Below are 17,074 nucleotides of genomic sequence, written 5' to 3' on the forward strand. Positions count from 1 at the left end.
CGCGGCGACCGGGCGACACGATGGAATACACGTTCCTGTCGGCCACCGTGCTCCTCGTGCTGATCACGGATCCGCTCGGCAACATCCCGCTGTTCATTTCGGCGATGCGGGATGTGCCGCGCGAGCGGCGCGTGAAGCTGATCCTGCGCGAAGTGGGGATCGCGTTCGTGATCCTACTGTTCTTCATGCTGGTCGGCGACCGCTTCCTGCGGATGATGAGCCTCACCGACCTGTCGCTGCGGCTCGGCGGCGGGATCGTGCTGTTCCTGATCGCGCTGCGGATGATCTTCCCGCATCCGGACGGCGCGCTCGGCAGCGATCCCCGTGCGGGCGGCGAGCCGTTCATCGTGCCGCTCGCGATTCCGGCGCTGGCCGGGCCGTCCGCGCTCGCGACGGTGATGCTGATGACGTCGCAGGCGCCCGGCAAGATGCTCGAGTGGGTCGGCGCGCTGACGGTCACGATGATCGTCTGCGCGATCACGCTGGTGCTGGCCGAGCGGATTCAGCAGTGGCTCGGCGAGCGGACGGTCGCCGCGTTCGAGCGGCTGATGGGCCTCGTGCTGGTGGCGATCTCGGTCGAGATGCTGCTGGCGGGCATCCGCGCGTTCGTGCACCAGTTATAACGCAGGCGGCACGCACGAAAAAAAGCGGCGCTCCGGGCAACCGGAGCGCCGCTTTCCATTTATATAGCAGGCCGGGCGGCGATCAGACGTTCGCGGTCAGCGCGCGGATCGTCGGCAGGTTGCGCCAGTAGCCCTTCGCGTCCATCCCGCAGCCGAACACGTAGCGGTCCGGCACCGAGAAGCCGCAGAAGTCCGGGTGCAGCGGTTTCGCCTTCGCGAGCGTCTTCTCGCACAGCACGGCCGACATGAAGCGCTGCGCGCCCATGTCGAGGATGCGGTCGCGGATCGCGGCCATCGTCTCGCCTTCGTCGAGGATGTCGTCGAGTACGAGCACGATGCGGTCCTTCACCGATTCGCGCGGCGCGACGCGCCAGTGCATCTCCGGGCTGCCCTGCGTCGTGTTGCGGTAGCGGGTCAGGTGGATGTAGTCGAATTCGAGCGGGAAATCGAGATGCGGCAGCAGCATCCCGGTAAACACCGCGGCGCCGCCCATCACCGAGAGAACGAGCGGGAACGCGTCGCCGATTTCGGCGCGGATCGCGTCGGCCATCTTCGAGATCGACGCGTTGACGGCGTCGGCCGAGACGATCTCTTCGGAGTGGTCGAAAATGTGGAGGGCTTCTTCGCGGTTCATGTGTTCTGGCGGGCAGTCGGTATACAAATAAGGATGAAGCAGAACGGCAGGCGCGCGCTACGGCAAAAACCCGCGCGCCGGCCGACGGACGAAATCAGCGCATGCCGGGCATCATGCCCTTCAGGCCGCGCATCATCTTCTGCATGTTGCCGCCCTTCAGCTTCTTCATCATCGTACGCATCTGGTCGTACTGGTTCAGCATCCGGTTGACTTCCTGCACCGGCACGCCCGCGCCGGCTGCGATGCGGCGCTTGCGCGTCGCCTTGATGATTTCGGGTTTCGCGCGCTCGGCGGGCGTCATCGAGCTGATGATGCCTTCCATCCGGCGGATCGACTTTTCGGCCTGGCCCATGTCGGCGCCGGCCGCCGCCTGCTGGAACTGCGCGGGGAGTTTGTCCATCAGCGACGACAGGCCGCCCATGTTCTTCATCTGCGAGATCTGCGCGCGGAAATCGTTCAGGTCGAAATCGCCGCCTTTCTTGACCTTGTCGGCGAGCTTCTGCGCGGCCTGGACATCGACGCCGCGCTGCGCTTCCTCGACGAGCGCGAGGATGTCGCCCATGCCGAGGATCCGGTTCGCCATCCGGTCGGGGTGGAACACCTCGAGGCCGTCGAGCTTCTCGGCGACGCCGACGAACTTGATCGGCTTGCCCGTGACGTGGCGCACCGACAGCGCGGCGCCGCCGCGCGAATCGCCGTCGAGCTTGGTCAGCACGACGCCGGTGAGCGGCAGCGTGTCGTTGAACGCCTTCGCGGTGTTGACCGCGTCCTGGCCGAGCATCGCGTCGACGACGAACAGCGTTTCGGCCGGCTTCAGCGTGCCGTGCAGCGCGGCGATTTCCTGCATCATCGCCTCGTCGATGCCGAGGCGGCCGGCCGTGTCGACGAGCAGCACGTCATGGTAGTGGCGCTTCGCCCAGTCGACGGCGGCGAGTGCGATGTCGACGGGCTTCTGGTCCGGCGTGGACGGGAAGAAGTCGGCGCCGACCTGCTCGGTCACCGTTTTCAGCTGCATGATCGCGGCCGGGCGATACACGTCGCACGACACGGTCAGCACCTTCTTCTTGTACTTCTCGCGCAGCAGCTTCGCGAGCTTGCCGACGGTCGTGGTCTTGCCGGCGCCCTGCAGGCCGGCCATCAGGATCACGGCGGGCGGCGTGACCGCGAGGTTCAGCTCGGCGGCCTTGCCTTCGTAGTCGCCGCCGATCACGGCGGTCAGTTCCTTCTGGACCACGCCGACGAGCGCCTGGCCCGGCGACAGGCTGCTGATCACTTCTTCGCCGAGCGCCTTTTCCTTGACCTTGGCGATGAATTCGCGGACGACCGGCAGCGACACGTCGGCTTCCAGCAGCGCGAGACGCACCTCGCGGAGCATCTCCTGCGTGTTCGCCTCGGTGAGCCGGGCTTCGCCGCGCAGCGTCTTGACGACGCGCGCCATCCGTTGAGTGAGATTGTCGAGCATGGGGAGCGTTGGACAGTGGGGCCCGAAGGCGCGGCGGAACCGAACAAAAGGGAGCCGTCGCGGGAAGGGGGCCTAGTGTAAACTTCGAACATGGATATTGTACTGTATGCCCTCACCGCATTCCTGTACGGCGGCCTCGCCGTCGCAGGCTGGCGTACGCACCGTCAGGGCGCGACGCCGCTCGTCGCGAGCGTGCCGGCCGTGCCGGTTCCCGCGTCCGCCGCGTCCGGGATGAGCGGGGCCGGCCGCGCGCTGCTGTTCGCCGCGCTGCTCGCGCACGGCGTGCTGCTGCACATGACCATCTTTCCAAACGACGCGATGGTGTTCGGCTTCGCGTTCGCCCTGTCCGCGATGTTCTGGCTCGGCGCCGGCATCTACTGGATCGAGAGCTTTTTCTTCCCGCTCGACAGCCTGCGCCTGCTGGTGCTGCCGCTCGCGTGCGGCGCGTCGCTGCTGCCGCTCGTGTTCGGCGGCGTGCGGGTGCTGCCTTATGCCGCGGCACCGCTGTTCAAGCTGCACTTCCTGATCGCGAACATCGCGTACGGCCTCTTCGCGATCGCCGCGCTGCACGCGGTCCTGATGCTGATGGTGGAGCGGCGCCTGCAGTCGCTGCGGAGCGGCGGGCGCGACGGCTCGACCGGCTGGATCGCGAGCTGGCTCGAAACGCTGCCGCCGCTGCTCACGCTCGAGAAGCTGCTGTTCCGCCTGATCGGCGCCGGCTTCGTGCTGCTGACGCTCACCCTCGCGTCGGGCATCCTGTTCAGCGAGCAGGTCGATGCGCGCGCACTGCGGCTCGACCACAAGACGGTGTTCGCGATCCTGTCGTGGCTGATGTTCGGCGGCCTGCTGGTGGCCCGCAAGACGTCGGGCTGGCGCGGGCGCGGCGCCGCGCGCTGGGTGCTCGTGTCGTTCGCCGCGCTGCTGCTCGCGTACGTCGGCAGCCGGTTCGTTTTCGAGGTGCTGCTGCACCGCTCCGTGGTTTGACCGCAGGTTTCCGATGCGACAGATTCTTCTCCTGATCCTTCTCTTCTTCGCGGGTTCGTGGCTCGCGCGCAAGCTGCGTCACGCGCAGGAACAGGCGCAGGCGCGCGCCGGCCGCGGCGCCGGTTACGACGGGGCGCCCGGCGCTGGCGCCGGTGCGGGGGCCGCGCGCCCGAACGGCGACGCGCGGTCGCTGCCCGAGCCGATGGTGCGCTGCGCCGAATGCGGCGTGCATGCGCCGAAGGGCGACGCGATTGCCGCGAGCGGCGAATACTTCTGCAGCGCCGAGCATGCGCAGCGCCACGCCGCGCGCGTGAACGGTCGCGACGCACGATGAGCGACGCGGCGGTGTTGTCGGTTGACGCGAACGGCTGGGTGCGCGAAGCGCGCCATGCGCCGTCGCCGAACTTCGAGGCGCGGCCCGCGGGAGCGGTGCCGACGCTCGTGATCGTTCACAACATCAGCCTGCCGCCCGGCGAATTCGGTGGCGACGCGATCGAGGCGCTGTTCCTGAATCGCCTCGACTGCGATGCGCACCCCTATTACCAGAGCCACCTGCGCGGCGTGCGCGTGTCCGCCCATTTCCTGATCCGCCGCGGCGGCGAGCTCGTGCAGTTCGTGTCGTGCGACGAGCGCGCGTGGCATGCGGGCTCGTCCGAGTTCTTCGGCCGCACGCGCTGCAACGACTTCTCGATCGGCATCGAGCTCGAGGGCGCGGACGACGTGCCGTTCGACGATGCCCAATACGCGGTGCTCGCCGCGCTCTCCCGCGCGCTCGCCGCGCGCTACCCGGTCGACGCGTTCGCTGGGCACTCGGACGTCGCGCCGGGCCGCAAGACCGACCCGGGCCCGCATTTCGATTGGCAACGCTTCGCGAGCGATGCCGGTTTTTCCGCCGAATACTTTCCTTTCCGTCAGCACTGATCGCGGGGTTTTTTGATCGGAGAAAGTTTTTTCTCCGACCAATGCCTTGCCGTGTCTGCGCGTGAGCGATGTCAAGACCTCTATCGCAAATTATCCGTTTGGACGTCCTCCGAATGTCCACTATACTTGGTGCCAGTTGAGTAGTTCTGTACTAGATATAGTGTGTGTCGCAGGGGAAAACCCGAGCGGCACCGGCCGGCGGGCAACGCCGGCGGACAGGGTTCTCAGGGCGGCGCGTCAGGCCGGGCGGTCCGGGCGTCGCGATCAGCGCAGCGAACATCGACGGGGCAGGGTATACATGACGAAGCACACGACCGGCTGGGTTGTCGCGCATCGACCGAACCGGCTTCCCCGGCGCATCGCTCGCCTCTTACCGCTCGCGCACCGCATTGCGCAGCGTTCGTTTTAATCCGCGGTTCTCTCCGCACCATCCAACACCAGGAGCTTTGCACATGCAAACCACCGACAACGCGACGTCCCAGTACGAGAGCGCCTCGAGCCGTCCGCTCGGCGGGACCGAACAGGGCGCGAAGGCGCTCGCGCCGCAGGCCACGTTCGCCGACTACAAGGTGATCCGCCGCAACGGCAGCGTGGTGTCGTTCGAACCTTCGAAGATCGCGATCGCGGTGACCAAGGCTTTCCTGGCCGTCAATGGCGGGCAGGGCGCGGCATCGGCGCGCGTACGCGAGCAGGTCGAGCAACTGACGCACAACGTCGTTCGCGCGCTCGTGCGCAGCCGCCCGAACGGCGGTACGTTCCATATCGAAGACATCCAGGACCAGGTCGAACTCGCGCTGATGCGCGGCGGCGAGCACAACGTCGCGCGTGCGTACGTGCTGTATCGCGAGAAGCGTCACCTCGAGCGCCAGCATGCGGGCGAGGAAGCGGCGGCAGCGGGCGGCGAGTCGGCCACCGGCATCAACGTGGTCGACAACGGCGTCACGCGCCCGCTCGACCAGAACGCGCTGCGCGCGCTGATCGTGTCGGCATGCGACGGCCTGGGCGCTGCGGTTAACCCTGACCCGATCGTCGCGGAGACGGTGAAGAACCTCTACGACGGCGTGCCGATGAGCCAGGTCTACGACTCGGCGATCCTCGCTGCGCGCACGATGATCGAAAAGGATCCGGCGTACAGCCAGGTCACGGCCCGCATCCTGCTGCACACGATCCGTCGCGAGATCCTCGGCGAGGAAGTCGTGCAGGCCGAGATGTCGACCCGCTACGCCGAATACTTCCCGCAGTTCCTGAAGCGCGGCGTCGACGCCGGCCTGCTCGACGACAAGCTGCTGCAGTTCGACCTGAAGCGCCTCGGCGAAGCGCTCGACGCGAGCCGCGACCTGCAGTTCGGCTACCTCGGCCTGCAGACGCTGTACGACCGCTACTTCCTGCACGTCGAAGGCACCCGCATCGAAATGCCGCAGGCATTCTTCATGCGCGTCGCGATGGGCCTGTCGCTGAACGAGATCGACCGCGAAACGCGCGCGATCGAGTTCTACAACGTGCTGTCGAGCTTCGACTTCATGAGCTCGACGCCGACGCTGTTCAATTCGGGCACGCACCGCTCGCAGCTGTCGTCGTGCTACCTGACGACGGTCGCGGACGATCTCGACGGCATCTATGAAGCGCTGAAGGAAAACGCGCTGCTGTCGAAGTTCGCCGGCGGCCTCGGCAACGACTGGACGCGCGTGCGCGCACTCGGCTCGCATATCAAGGGCACGAACGGCAAGTCGCAAGGCGTGGTCCCGTTCCTGAAGGTCGTGAACGACACGGCCGTCGCGGTGAACCAGGGCGGCAAGCGCAAGGGCGCGGTCTGCGCGTACCTCGAATCGTGGCACCTCGACATCGAGGAGTTCCTGGAACTGCGCAAGAACACCGGTGACGACCGTCGCCGTACGCACGACATGAACACGGCGAACTGGATTCCCGACCTGTTCATGAAGCGCGTGATGGAAGGCGGCGACTGGACGCTGTTCTCGCCGTCGACCTGCCCGGACCTGCACGACAAGTTCGGCGCCGATTTCGAGAAGGCTTACACGGCTTACGAAGACAAGGTCGCGCGCGGCGAGATCAAGCTGTTCAAGAAGATCCCGGCGGCGCAGCTGTGGCGCAAGATGCTCGGCATGCTGTTCGAGACGGGCCACCCGTGGATCACGTTCAAGGATCCGTGCAACGTGCGCTCGCCGCAGCAGCACGTCGGCGTCGTCCACTCGTCGAACCTGTGCACGGAAATCACGCTGAACACGAGCGACACCGAAATCGCGGTGTGCAACCTCGGCTCGGTGAACCTCGTCGCCCACCTGGTGAAGCAGGCCGACGGCAGCTACGCGCTCGACCACGACAAGCTCAAGCGCACGATCAGCGTCGCGATGCGCATGCTCGACAACGTGATCGACATCAACTACTACGCGGTGCCGAAGGCGCGTAACTCGAACCTGAAGCACCGCCCGGTCGGGATGGGCATCATGGGCTTCCAGGACTGCCTGCACCTGCTGCGTACGCCGTACGCGTCGCAAGAGGCAGTCGAGTTCGCCGATCGTTCGATGGAAGCCGTCTGCTACTACGCGTACCACGCGTCGACCGAGCTGGCCGAAGAACGCGGCCGCTACTCGAGCTACCGCGGCTCGCTGTGGGATCGCGGCATCCTCCCGCAGGACACGCTGAAGCTGCTGGCCGAAGCGCGCGGCGGCTACGTCGAGGTCGACACGTCGGAATCGCTCGACTGGACGGCGCTGCGTGCGCGGATCGCCACGCACGGCATGCGCAACTCGAACTGCGTCGCGATCGCGCCGACGGCGACGATCTCGAACATCATCGGCGTGTCGGCCTGTATCGAGCCGACCTTCCAGAACCTGTACGTGAAGTCGAACCTGTCGGGCGAATTCACGGTGGTGAACGAGTATCTCGTCCGCGACCTGAAGGAACGCGGCCTGTGGGACGAAGTGATGGTCGCCGACCTGAAGTACTTCGACGGCATGCTGTCGCGCATCGACCGCATCCCGGCCGACCTGCGCGCGATCTACGCGACCGCGTTCGAGGTCGACCCGACGTGGCTGGTCGAAGCGGCATCGCGTCGCCAGAAGTGGATCGACCAGGCGCAGTCGCTGAACATCTACATGGGCGGCGCATCGGGCAAGAAGCTCGACGAGGTCTACAAGCTCGCATGGCTGCGCGGCCTGAAGACGACCTACTACCTCCGCACGATGGCGGCGACGCACGTCGAGAAGTCGACGGTCGCACACGGCGCGCTGAACGCGGTGCCGACGGGCGGTGCAGGCGGCGGCTCGAGCAGCGGCGGCGCGCAAGGCGCAGCGGGCGGCTTCGGTGCGGCAGGCGGCGCTGCATCGTCGGGCGCGGTCAACGCTGCAGCGGCGCTCGCGCCGGTCGAAGCAGACGGCCCGGTGTGCACGATGCGTCCGGGCGACCCCGGCTTCGACGAGTGCGAAGCGTGCCAATAACGCAGTGCGCCTGACCTGAGAAGCAGGCTCGGGCGGCGCACACGACGACCGATCGAGGTTGAAGTGTGCGCCGCTCTCAACTAAAAAAATGATAAGGAATCTGTAACGCGACACCTGCGTTGCAGGCAATGACAAGCGATCGAAACCTCCCCGACGACGTCGCGTTTCGATCAGCGTTCGATGCGTCGAGCGCACCTCGCGATACAAGCGCGACTCACATCGCGCGCTGCATGAACGACGATGCGTTGCTCAAAGTGTTGTATCGAGGTCGCAACGCGAATCGAAAAAAGGATTTTTCGTGAGCGAACCCTTTTATCGCTCAGGAAAAGATGGTACAAACCGTTCTAAATTGATGGTGAGAATTTATGCTCAACTGGGATGACGAGAAGACTGCCGTAACCCCCGCGAGCGGAGCGCAGCAAAACGCGATGCGCACCTCCGCCGGGATGGCTGTCGGAATGCAGGCTGCAACGCCTGCCGCCCATCAGGTCCGTGACATTTTCGAAGGCGATCTCGCGGTGCCGCCGCAAGCATCGGCTGTTCCCGCCGGCGGTACGGAAGCGCGGGTCAATGTCGCCGACAAGCGCATCATCAACGGCCAGACTGACGTCAATCAGCTGGTGCCGTTCAAGTACAAGTGGGCGTGGGAAAAGTATCTGGCCGGTTGCGCGAACCACTGGATGCCGCAGGAAATCAACATGTCCCGCGACATCGCATTGTGGAAGGACCCGAACGGTCTGACCGAGGACGAGCGCCGCATCGTGAAGCGCAACCTCGGCTTCTTCGTGACGGCCGATTCGCTCGCGGCGAACAACATCGTGCTCGGCACGTACCGCCACATCACGGCGCCCGAGTGCCGGCAGTTCCTGCTGCGCCAGGCGTTCGAGGAAGCGATCCACACGCACGCGTACCAATACATCGTCGAATCGCTCGGTCTCGACGAAGGCGAGATCTTCAACGCGTACCACGAGGTCACGTCGATCCGCGCGAAGGACGAATTCCTGATCCCGTTCATTCATACGCTGACGGACCCGGCCTTCAAGACCGGCACGCTCGAAGCGGATCAGAAGCTGCTGAAGTCGCTGATCGTGTTCGCCTGCATCATGGAAGGCCTGTTCTTCTATGTCGGGTTTACGCAGATCCTCGCGCTCGGCCGCCAGAACAAGATGACGGGTGCTGCAGAGCAATATCAGTACATCCTGCGCGACGAGTCGATGCACTGCAACTTCGGCATCGACCTGATCAACCAGATCAAGCTCGAGAACCCGCATCTCTGGACCGCCGAATTCCGCGCCGAGATCCGCGAGCTGTTCAAGCAGGCTGTCGAACTCGAATACCGCTACGCCGAGGACACGATGCCGCGCGGCGTGCTGGGTTTGAACGCGTCGATGTTCAAGAGCTATCTGCGCTTCATCAGCAACCGCCGTTGCCAGCAGATCGGCCTTGACCCGCTGTATCCGAACGAGGAAAACCCGTTCCCGTGGATGAGCGAGATGATCGACCTGAAGAAGGAGCGCAACTTCTTCGAGACGCGTGTGATCGAGTATCAGACGGGGGGCGCGCTGTCCTGGGAATAACCCGCAGCAGCGAACCCGTTACATGATGGAGCAGCCGGTGGCCTCTCGGCCCCGGCCCAAGGTTTAGGAGCAAGAACGCCTGATGCAAAGCATGCCCGGTGCCTTAACGGCCCAACGATACGACAGGCACTTTGCGAACCCTTCAGTGGGATGGGCAAACTTCCCTCCGGAAAAAGCGGACGGCCGTGTGGCGGTCCGCTTGATCAAGCGATTAGGGGTAGCGGCGCGAGGTGCGCCGGCTACCGACTTGATTTGGCGCGCGAGGCCGAGTGGTCACGCGCGCCATACCGTATTCATTAGCGTAAGCGCGCGGTATCTGCGTACGCCGATGAATAGCCCGCTTCGAAGCGCACGTCCTGAACAGCGTCCGCGGGAAGCGGGTTTTGACGAAGGGTGTAGTTTGAACTGACTCTCATCTGAACCTGAAGGAGAACAACATGGCTACTGCCAAGAAGAAACCGGCTGCTAAGAAGGTTGCTGCCAAGAAGACCGTTGCGAAGAAGGCTGCCGCTCCGGCGAAGAAGGCCGCGGTGAAGAAGGTTGCTGCGAAGAAGGTCGCGGTGAAGAAGGTTGCCGCGAAGAAGGCAGCACCGGCGAAGAAGGCCGCTGCAAAGAAGGTCGCAGCCAAGAAGGTCGCAACGAAGAAGGTTGCAGCCAAGAAGGTCGCAGCGAAGAAAGTCGCGGTGAAGAAGGTTGCTGCAAAGAAGGCAGCACCGGCTAAGAAGGCCGCCGCGAAGAAGGTTGCAGCCAAGAAAGTCGCAGTGAAGAAGGTTGCTGCGAAGAAGGCCGCACCGGCGAAGAAGGCTGCTGCCAAGAAGGCCGCGCCGGCGAAGAAGGCTGCTGCCAAGAAGGCCGCGCCTGCGAAGAAGGCTGCTGCGAAGAAGGCCGCGCCCGCCAAGAAGGCTGCCCCTGCGAAGAAGGCTGCCGCACCGGCGAAGAAGGCTGCTGCTCCGAAGAAGGCCGTCGTGAAGAAGGCTGCGCCGGCAACGACCGCGTCGACCGCATCGGTTGCGCCGGCATCGGGCGTGAAGACCGCGCTCAACCCGGCAGCAGCATGGCCGTTCCCGACCGGCAGCCGTCCGTAATCGCGGCTGAGCAGCATCACCCGGACACTCACGTGGTGTCCGTGGGTTGAGTAGCGCTACTCAATCAGTCCCGCCATCTGGCTCAGGTGGCGGGATTTTTTTCGTCTGCACGCGTCGTCGAAGGGGCGCCGATCAGCTCGCCGACGCGAGCGCGGAGGAAAGCGAGCGGACGAAAAAAAACGCATGTGCGGCTTCGCACATGCGTTCGACCGCGGCTTGCGCCGCGTGCTGAGGATATCGGTTAGTGCGTGACGCGCGTGACGCCGCCGCTCGACAGCAGGCGTACCCGCTCGCCGGCGCGGAATGCTTCGCCGCTGGCTGCCTGCGTGATCGAGCGCAGATCGCCGTTGTCGAGGCGCACGGTGATTTCGACACCGTTCGCCGTGCTGAGGTTTTCGCCGACCGCGTTACCCGCGACCGCACCGACGAGGCCGCCGGCAATCGCCGTCAGGATCGAGCCTTTGCCGCCGCCGATCGCGCTGCCCGCGACCGCGCCGAGTGCGCCGCCGCCGAGCGTGCCGATCGCGCTGCCGCCGCCGTCGGACTGAATGCGCACCGCACGCACGCTTTCGACCGTGCCCATGCGGACCGTCTGTTCGCGCTGCGCCTGGCCGACGCTATAGACATCCGCCGAACCGGGTGCCGTGAAGCAGCCGGCGAGGGTCAGCGTGGCCGTCAGCATGGCCGCGAGCGTGAGGGTTTTTTTCGTCAACATCTTTGCTCTCCCACAATATTCATTTGAGACTGTAACCGAATGCAGTCTCGAAGCGTGCGTCGATTTCGGCGCGCGTCAGTACGTAAGTCTGGGGCCCTTGATGGGCGATCTTGAGCGAACCCATCAGGCTCGCGAGGCGGCCGGTGGTTGCCCAGTCGAGCCCATGCTCGATGCCGTACAGCAGGCCGCCCCGGAAGGCGTCGCCGCAGCCGGTCGGATCGGCGATACGCTCGGCCGGCACGACCGGAATCTGCTCCGCGCCCTGCTTGTGGCGGATGATCGCGCCGTGCTCGCCACGCGTGATGACGAGGGCGTCGACCCGGCTGGCGATTTCATCTTCGGACCATCCCGTCTTGTCGCTCACCAGCTTGGCCTCGTAGTCGTTGACCGCTACGTAGGTCGCAAGTTCAATGCTGCGGCGCAGCGTCGCACCGTCGAACAGCGGCAGACCCTGGCCCGGATCGAACACGAACGGCACACCGGCCTTGGCGAGCTCTTCCACGTGCTGCACCATCCCGTCGAAGCCGTCCGGGCCGACGATCGCGAGCTTGATGTCCGGTGCGTCGCCCGCGTGGTTCAGGTGCGACTGCATCATCGCGCCCGGGTGGAACGCCGCGATCTGGTTGTTGTCGAGATCGGTCGTGATCATCGCCTGCGCGGTGTACGTATCGGGCAGCACGCGAACGTGGTCGCGGCGCAGGCCGAGCTGGTCGAGCCGGTCGAGATACGGCTGCGCATCCAGCGCGCCCATCGTGCCCATGATGCGCGCGTCGCCGCCGAGCAGGTGCAGCGCGTACCCGATGTTGCCCGCGCAGCCGCCGAACTCGCGGCGCATCGTCGGCACGAGGAAGCTCAGGTTGATGAGGTGCACCTGGTCGGGCAGGATGTGCTCGCGGAACCGCCCTTCGAAGGTCATGATGGAGTCGTAGGCGATCGAGCCGCAAATCAGCGTAGCCAAGGTGTGCGTTCCTGTAGAAATGAAGGGCCCTGCGCGACAACGCCGCGCGAAGGGCGCGGCGCGGCAGGGGAAAGCGGAAGAAAGCTTACTTCAGCGCGGCGAGCGCTGCATCGTAGTTCGGCTCATCCTTGATTTCGCCGACGAGTTCCGCGTGGATCACCTTGTCCTGCGCGTCGAGCACGACCACTGCGCGGGCGGTCAGGCCGTTCAGCGGGCCGCTCGTCACGTCGACGCCGTACGCGTTCGCGAACGCGCGGCCGGTGCGGAACGTCGATGCCGTCACGACGTTCGCGAGGCCTTCGGTCGTGCAGAAGCGCGTGGCGGCGAACGGCAGGTCGGCGGACACGACGATCACCACCGTGTTGTCGAGCGACGACGCGGCTTCGTTGAACTTGCGGGTCGACGTCGCGCAGGTCGGCGTGTCGAGGCTCGGCACGATGTTCAGCACCTTGCGCTTGCCGGCGAAGCTGGCGAGCGACAGGTCGGCGAGGTCCTTGCCGACCAGCTTGAAATCGGCGGCTTGCGCGCCGACGGCCGGGAACGTGCCGGCGAGATCGATCGGGTTGCCACCCAGCGTAACTTTGCTCATGTTCGTGCTCCGAAATAGCGCGCCGCTCGGGCGCGCGGGTTGAGACGGGCGCGCATGCGCGCCGCGGCGCGTCACGGATAGAAGATCTGGACGCGGAAATTCGAGGCGGGCGTGCCGTTCGTTTCGAGGCGGACGACCATCGTCTGCGTCGTGCCGGGCGGCAGCCCGGCGTCGATCGGCGTGCCCGGGCGTACGTAATCGCGCGGCGCGAGCACGCGGCGCACGGTGACGTGATTGGTGTCGTCGAGCAGCGTGAGTTCGACCGACGGATACGCGAGCGCGACGCGGTAGCGGTTCGTCAGCGGCACCTTCAGTTCGAGCTCGCGCGGGCCGTCGAGCTGGCGCAGGTCGGTCGCGTCGAGCCGCAGCCCGTCGATCGCGCGCGGCGGCGTGACCGTGCAGCCGAGCGGCGCGCAGGCCTGCCGGAACCAGCCTTGCGTGACGGGCCAGTAGATCATCAGCGTTTCGCGTTGCCACCACGCCAGTTGCGCGGCGAGCAATCCGACCAGCGCGGCCGCGACGAGACCGCCGAAAAAGCCGCCGAGCATCCCGCGTCGCTGCGGCGCGCGCGTCTCGCGCGTGACGGCGAAGTGCGGACGATCGTCGTCGGACAGTGCGGCGGGGAATGGGACGGCCGGTTGGACGACAGGCTGGGCGGCCGGTTCATCGGCTGCCGCTGCGGCCCGAGCTTCGTCGTGTCGGGCGAAGGTGCCGGGTTCCGATGCGGTTTCGGCTTCGGTGACGGCCGGCGCAGGCGTGAACGCAAAACGCGGTTCGCGCGGCGCGCGTTCGTCGTCCGGCGCGGCGAAGTGCGCGGGGACGACGGGTTCGGCCGGCTCGGTGGCGGTTTCGGTTTCCGACGGAAGGTGGGCGACGAAGCGAGGCTCGCGCGGGTCGCGCTCGAGCGGCGCGGGCGAGGGCGAGGGTGCGGTTTCTTCGGCTTCGTGCGGTGCGTGTTGCGCCTGCGGCGAATGCGGTTCCGTCGGTTGCTCGACGGCAGTCGACGAATCGAGTTCGGCTGGAGAGGACGCGAATGGCGCGGGCGTACCCGACAGATGAACGACGCCGGCTTCCGTGGACGGGAGCGCGAGCGGTATCAGCGGCTCGGTGCGCACGGTCTCGACGCTGTGCTGCAGCGACGGATCGACGCCGGCGTCGAGCCACGGCGCCCACATGTCCCAGCCTTCCGGCTTGTAATCGGTGCCGGTCGGCAATTCGGCCGGCGTGTCGGTGGCGAACAACCGGGCCGGCGCGGCCTGCTGGTGCGTGTCGCTGCTATCCGGCGCGGCAGCCGGTTCGGTCAGCGCCGGTTCGGGCTGCTGCGCGTACTCGGGAACGAGCGATTCGGCGGCGTTGAAGACTTCGTGGCAGTGCCCGCAGCGCACGAGCCCCTGATGCAGCGAGAGCTGTTCCTGCTGCAGCCGGAAGACGGTTTCGCAATGAGGGCAGCGCGTCGCAAGAAGCATGTCGAGCCGGGCGGCCTGCTGGCCAGAGTGAAGGACAGCGCTATTCTAATGGCTTTCGCGGCGGGTTCCGGCAAGGCATACCCAACCTTCGTGTTCGCGCCAGACCGAGATGTCGACGTAGCGTGCATAAACGGCCGCCACTTCGTCCGCCTGACGAGCGAGCACGCCCGACAGCGCGATGCGCCCGCCCGACTTGACCTTCGACGCGAGCATCGATGCCATCAGCTTCAGCGGGTTCGACAGGATGTTCGCGACGACGATGTCGAATTCGCCTTCCGGGCACGCATCGGGCAGCCCGTACGTGACTTCCGCCCGATTGCGTTCGCTGTTCTGGCGCGCCGATTCGACCGCCTGAGGATCGATGTCGATGCCGATCACGGGGTTCGCCCCGCATTTCTTCGCGAGGATCGCGAGAATGCCCGAGCCGCAGCCGTAGTCGAGCACCGACTGGCCGGGCTTCACCGACTGCTCGAGCCACTCCATGCACAGACGGGTCGTGGGGTGGCTGCCGGTACCGAACGCGAGGCCGGGGTCGAGTTCGAGGACGAGCGCATCGGGATCGGGCGCATCGTGCCACGACGGCACGACCCAGATCCGCTCGCCGATCGGAATCGGTTCGAACTGCGACTGCGTGAGCCGCACCCAGTCCTGCTCCTCGACTTCACGCACGACGAACTTCGGCGTCTCCGCGAGGCCGATCTCGTTCGCGGCCGCCGCGAGCAGCACGGCCGGCTCATGGTCGGCCGACAGCAGCGCGACCACGCGCGAGTGCTGCCACGCGGTGCGATCGGGCACGAGGCCCGGCTCGCCGAAGAGCGGCTGTTCGTCGGGCGTGTCGGCGTCGGCATCCTCGACGGACACCGACAGCGCGCCGAGATCGAGCAGTGCGTCGGACAGGGCCTCCGCATGCTCGCGGGCCAGTTCGACGACGAGTTCGCGATAACTCATGCTTACGCTTCTTCCGGTGCGACCTGCTGCTTCTGCGCGAGCCGGTTTTCGAGGTAGTGGATGCTGGTGCCGCCTTCGACGAATTTCGCGTCGATCATCAGCTCGCGGTGCAGCGGGATGTTGGTCTGGATGCCTTCGACGACCATTTCCGACAGCGCGATGCGCATCCGGCTGATCGCCTGCTCGCGCGTCGCGCCGTAGGTGATCAGCTTGCCGATCATCGAATCATAGTTCGGCGGCACGAAATAGCCATTGTAGGCGTGCGAATCGACGCGCACGCCGGGGCCGCCCGGCGTATGCCACGACGTGATCCGGCCCGGCGACGGCGTGAACTTGAACGGATCTTCGGCGTTGATCCGGCATTCGATCGCATGTCCGCGGAACTGGATGTCGCGCTGGCGCAGCGTGAGCTTTTCGCCGGCCGCGATGCGGATCTGTTCCTGCACGATGTCGACGCCCGTGATCAGTTCGGATACCGGGTGCTCGACCTGCACGCGCGTGTTCATCTCGATGAAGTAGAACTCGCCGTTCTCGTACAGGAATTCGAACGTGCCCGCGCCGAGGTAGCCCATCTTCTTGCATGCGTCCGCGCAGCGGTCGCCGATGCGGTCGATCAGGCGACGCGGAATGCCGGGCGCCGGCGCTTCCTCGATCACCTTCTGGTGACGGCGCTGCATCGAGCAGTCGCGCTCGCCGAGCCAGATCGCGTTCTTGTACGCGTCCGACAGCACCTGGATTTCGATGTGGCGCGGGTTCTCGAGGAACTTCTCCATGTACACCTGCGGGTTGCCGAACGCACGGCCGGCTTCCTCGCGGGTCATGTTGACCGCGTTGACGAGCGCGGCCTCGGTGTGCACGACGCGCATCCCGCGCCCGCCGCCGCCGCCTGCCGCCTTGATGATGACCGGATAGCCGATCGTGCGCGCAATCTTGACGATCTCCTTCGGATCGTCCGGCAACGCGCCTTCCGAGCCCGGCACGCACGGCACGCCGGTCTTGATCATCGTCTGCTTCGCGGTGACCTTGTCACCCATCATGCGGATCGTTTCCGGGCGCGGGCCGATGAACGTGAAGCCCGATTGCTCGACGCGCTCCGCGAAATCGGCGTTCTCGGACAGGAAGCCGTAGCCGGGGTGGATCGCCTCGGCATCGGTGACTTCCGCGGCGCTGATCAGCGCCGGCATGTTCAGGTAGCTCAGGTTCGACGGGGCCGGGCCGATACAGACGGCCTCGTCCGCGAGGCGCACGTACTTGGCTTCCTTGTCGGCTTCCGAGTAGACGACCACCGTCTTGACGCCGAGTTCGCGGCACGCGCGCTGGATGCGCAGCGCGATTTCACCGCGGTTGGCAATGAGGATTTTTTCAAACATAGCGAGTATTCGTCTCTTCGAGGGGCGCGCGAACGGCGCCTGGCGAGCATCTCGGCGGCGCGCGGCCGGCAGGGCCGCGCGGCGGGCTTAGCCGATCACGAAAAGCGGCTGGCCGTATTCGACGGCCTGGCCGTTCTCGACGAGGATTTCCTTGATCACGCCGGCCTTGTCCGACTCGATCTCGTTGAGCAGCTTCATCGCTTCGATGATGCAGATCGTCTGGCCTTCCTTGACCGTGTCGCCGGCCTGCACGAACGGATCGGCGCCCGGCGACGGCGCGCGGTAGA

General features: G+C 65.9%; 17 protein-coding genes. 8 read left to right on the forward strand and 9 right to left on the reverse strand.

Annotated features, from left to right (window positions below):
* Positions 1 to 20: 20 nt before the first annotated feature.
* Positions 21 to 623 carry a MarC family protein gene (locus JMF86_RS02540; protein WP_011694138.1) on the forward strand — a complete coding sequence of 201 codons (603 nt, stop codon included), beginning with the start codon at positions 21 to 23 and terminating at the stop codon, positions 621 to 623.
* Between the two features lie 82 nt (positions 624 to 705).
* Here JMF86_RS02540 and JMF86_RS02545 read toward each other — a convergent pair whose 3' ends face one another.
* Positions 706 to 1,257, reverse strand: a complete 552-nt coding sequence (locus JMF86_RS02545) for a hypoxanthine-guanine phosphoribosyltransferase (protein WP_006489240.1) — start codon at positions 1,255 to 1,257, stop codon at positions 706 to 708.
* A 94-nt stretch (positions 1,258 to 1,351) separates the two neighbouring features.
* The gene (gene ffh / locus JMF86_RS02550) at positions 1,352 to 2,719 is read right to left on the reverse strand and encodes a signal recognition particle protein (protein WP_006476982.1); all 1,368 of its coding nucleotides are present in this window, start codon (positions 2,717 to 2,719) and stop codon (positions 1,352 to 1,354) included.
* A 90-nt stretch (positions 2,720 to 2,809) separates the two neighbouring features.
* Here ffh and JMF86_RS02555 point away from each other — a divergent pair, with 90 nt between their 5' ends.
* The 7 genes from JMF86_RS02555 (at position 2,810) to JMF86_RS02585 (ending at position 10,741) form a co-directional block, all read left to right on the forward strand.
* Entirely contained in the window at positions 2,810 to 3,703 is an 894-nt protein-coding gene (locus JMF86_RS02555; RefSeq protein WP_012327868.1) for an inner membrane protein YpjD, read from the forward strand.
* A gap of 13 nt (positions 3,704 to 3,716) precedes the next feature.
* A complete protein-coding gene (locus JMF86_RS02560; RefSeq protein WP_077179096.1) occupies positions 3,717 to 4,037 on the forward strand; it encodes a PP0621 family protein in 321 nt (106 codons plus the stop codon).
* On the forward strand, positions 4,034 to 4,624 hold the full coding sequence (ampD, locus tag JMF86_RS02565) for a 1,6-anhydro-N-acetylmuramyl-L-alanine amidase AmpD (protein WP_069232154.1): 591 nt from the start codon (positions 4,034 to 4,036) through the stop codon (positions 4,622 to 4,624). The genes JMF86_RS02560 and ampD overlap by 4 nt, the downstream gene beginning before the upstream one ends.
* A 452-nt stretch (positions 4,625 to 5,076) precedes the next feature.
* Positions 5,077 to 8,079 (forward strand): ribonucleoside-diphosphate reductase subunit alpha, encoded by a 3,003-nt coding sequence (locus JMF86_RS02570; RefSeq protein WP_077179097.1) that lies wholly within the window; start codon positions 5,077 to 5,079, stop codon positions 8,077 to 8,079.
* A 365-nt stretch (positions 8,080 to 8,444) separates the two neighbouring features.
* Positions 8,445 to 9,656 carry a ribonucleotide-diphosphate reductase subunit beta gene (locus JMF86_RS02575; RefSeq protein WP_012327871.1) on the forward strand — a complete coding sequence of 404 codons (1,212 nt, stop codon included), beginning with the start codon at positions 8,445 to 8,447 and terminating at the stop codon, positions 9,654 to 9,656.
* A gap of 82 nt (positions 9,657 to 9,738) precedes the next feature.
* Positions 9,739 to 10,065, forward strand: coding sequence for a hypothetical protein (locus JMF86_RS02580; protein WP_011544525.1), 327 nt, complete (start codon positions 9,739 to 9,741; stop codon positions 10,063 to 10,065).
* A 28-nt stretch (positions 10,066 to 10,093) separates the two neighbouring features.
* Complete coding sequence (locus tag JMF86_RS02585) at positions 10,094 to 10,741, forward strand: histone H1-like DNA-binding protein (protein WP_011544526.1); 648 nt, start codon at positions 10,094 to 10,096, stop codon at positions 10,739 to 10,741.
* A 241-nt stretch (positions 10,742 to 10,982) separates the two neighbouring features.
* Here the strand turns inward: JMF86_RS02585 and JMF86_RS02590 are convergent, their stop codons facing one another.
* From JMF86_RS02590 to JMF86_RS02620, 7 genes are all read right to left on the reverse strand, one after another.
* Positions 10,983 to 11,456 carry a glycine zipper 2TM domain-containing protein gene (locus JMF86_RS02590; protein ID WP_006476977.1) on the reverse strand — a complete coding sequence of 158 codons (474 nt, stop codon included), beginning with the start codon at positions 11,454 to 11,456 and terminating at the stop codon, positions 10,983 to 10,985.
* Between the two features lie 19 nt (positions 11,457 to 11,475).
* The gene (locus JMF86_RS02595; protein ID WP_006476976.1) at positions 11,476 to 12,414 is read right to left on the reverse strand and encodes a carbohydrate kinase family protein; all 939 of its coding nucleotides are present in this window, start codon (positions 12,412 to 12,414) and stop codon (positions 11,476 to 11,478) included.
* Positions 12,415 to 12,499: 85 nt separating this feature from the next.
* Positions 12,500 to 13,003, reverse strand: coding sequence for a thiol peroxidase (gene tpx / locus JMF86_RS02600; protein ID WP_006476975.1), 504 nt, complete (start codon positions 13,001 to 13,003; stop codon positions 12,500 to 12,502).
* A gap of 71 nt (positions 13,004 to 13,074) precedes the next feature.
* Entirely contained in the window at positions 13,075 to 14,469 is a 1,395-nt protein-coding gene (locus JMF86_RS02605; RefSeq protein WP_175808968.1) for a zinc-ribbon and DUF3426 domain-containing protein, read from the reverse strand.
* 45 nt (positions 14,470 to 14,514) lie between these two features.
* A complete protein-coding gene (gene prmA / locus JMF86_RS02610; protein ID WP_175808969.1) occupies positions 14,515 to 15,417 on the reverse strand; it encodes a 50S ribosomal protein L11 methyltransferase in 903 nt (300 codons plus the stop codon).
* Between the two features lie 2 nt (positions 15,418 to 15,419).
* Positions 15,420 to 16,787 (reverse strand): acetyl-CoA carboxylase biotin carboxylase subunit, encoded by a 1,368-nt coding sequence (gene accC / locus JMF86_RS02615; RefSeq protein WP_011544530.1) that lies wholly within the window; start codon positions 16,785 to 16,787, stop codon positions 15,420 to 15,422.
* Positions 16,788 to 16,874: 87 nt separating this feature from the next.
* The coding region (locus JMF86_RS02620) for a biotin/lipoyl-containing protein (RefSeq protein WP_201316691.1) at positions 16,875 to 17,074 on the reverse strand (200 nt) is incomplete at its 5' end.

Source organism: Burkholderia sp. E168m15 (assembly GCF_016586105.1).
Lineage (GTDB): Bacteria > Pseudomonadota > Gammaproteobacteria > Burkholderiales > Burkholderiaceae > Burkholderia > Burkholderia orbicola.

Excerpts from the sequence above, each read along its gene's own strand:
- JMF86_RS02590 (WP_006476977.1), bottom strand. The coding sequence starts at position 11,456 with ATGTTGACGAAAAAAACCCTCACGCTCGCGGCCATGCTGACGGCCACG.
- ffh (WP_006476982.1), bottom strand. The coding sequence starts at position 2,719 with ATGCTCGACAATCTCACTCAACGGATGGCGCGCGTCGTCAAGACGCTG.
- JMF86_RS02580 (WP_011544525.1), top strand. The coding sequence starts at position 9,739 with ATGCAAAGCATGCCCGGTGCCTTAACGGCCCAACGATACGACAGGCAC.
- JMF86_RS02560 (WP_077179096.1), top strand. The coding sequence starts at position 3,717 with ATGCGACAGATTCTTCTCCTGATCCTTCTCTTCTTCGCGGGTTCGTGG.
- tpx (WP_006476975.1), bottom strand. The coding sequence starts at position 13,003 with ATGAGCAAAGTTACGCTGGGTGGCAACCCGATCGATCTCGCCGGCACG.
- JMF86_RS02540 (WP_011694138.1), top strand. The coding sequence starts at position 21 with ATGGAATACACGTTCCTGTCGGCCACCGTGCTCCTCGTGCTGATCACG.
- ampD (WP_069232154.1), top strand. The coding sequence starts at position 4,034 with ATGAGCGACGCGGCGGTGTTGTCGGTTGACGCGAACGGCTGGGTGCGC.
- JMF86_RS02545 (WP_006489240.1), bottom strand. The coding sequence starts at position 1,257 with ATGAACCGCGAAGAAGCCCTCCACATTTTCGACCACTCCGAAGAGATC.
- JMF86_RS02570 (WP_077179097.1), top strand. The coding sequence starts at position 5,077 with ATGCAAACCACCGACAACGCGACGTCCCAGTACGAGAGCGCCTCGAGC.
- JMF86_RS02575 (WP_012327871.1), top strand. The coding sequence starts at position 8,445 with ATGCTCAACTGGGATGACGAGAAGACTGCCGTAACCCCCGCGAGCGGA.
- JMF86_RS02605 (WP_175808968.1), bottom strand. The coding sequence starts at position 14,469 with ATGCTTCTTGCGACGCGCTGCCCTCATTGCGAAACCGTCTTCCGGCTG.
- prmA (WP_175808969.1), bottom strand. The coding sequence starts at position 15,417 with ATGAGTTATCGCGAACTCGTCGTCGAACTGGCCCGCGAGCATGCGGAG.
- JMF86_RS02585 (WP_011544526.1), top strand. The coding sequence starts at position 10,094 with ATGGCTACTGCCAAGAAGAAACCGGCTGCTAAGAAGGTTGCTGCCAAG.
- JMF86_RS02555 (WP_012327868.1), top strand. The coding sequence starts at position 2,810 with ATGGATATTGTACTGTATGCCCTCACCGCATTCCTGTACGGCGGCCTC.
- accC (WP_011544530.1), bottom strand. The coding sequence starts at position 16,787 with ATGTTTGAAAAAATCCTCATTGCCAACCGCGGTGAAATCGCGCTGCGC.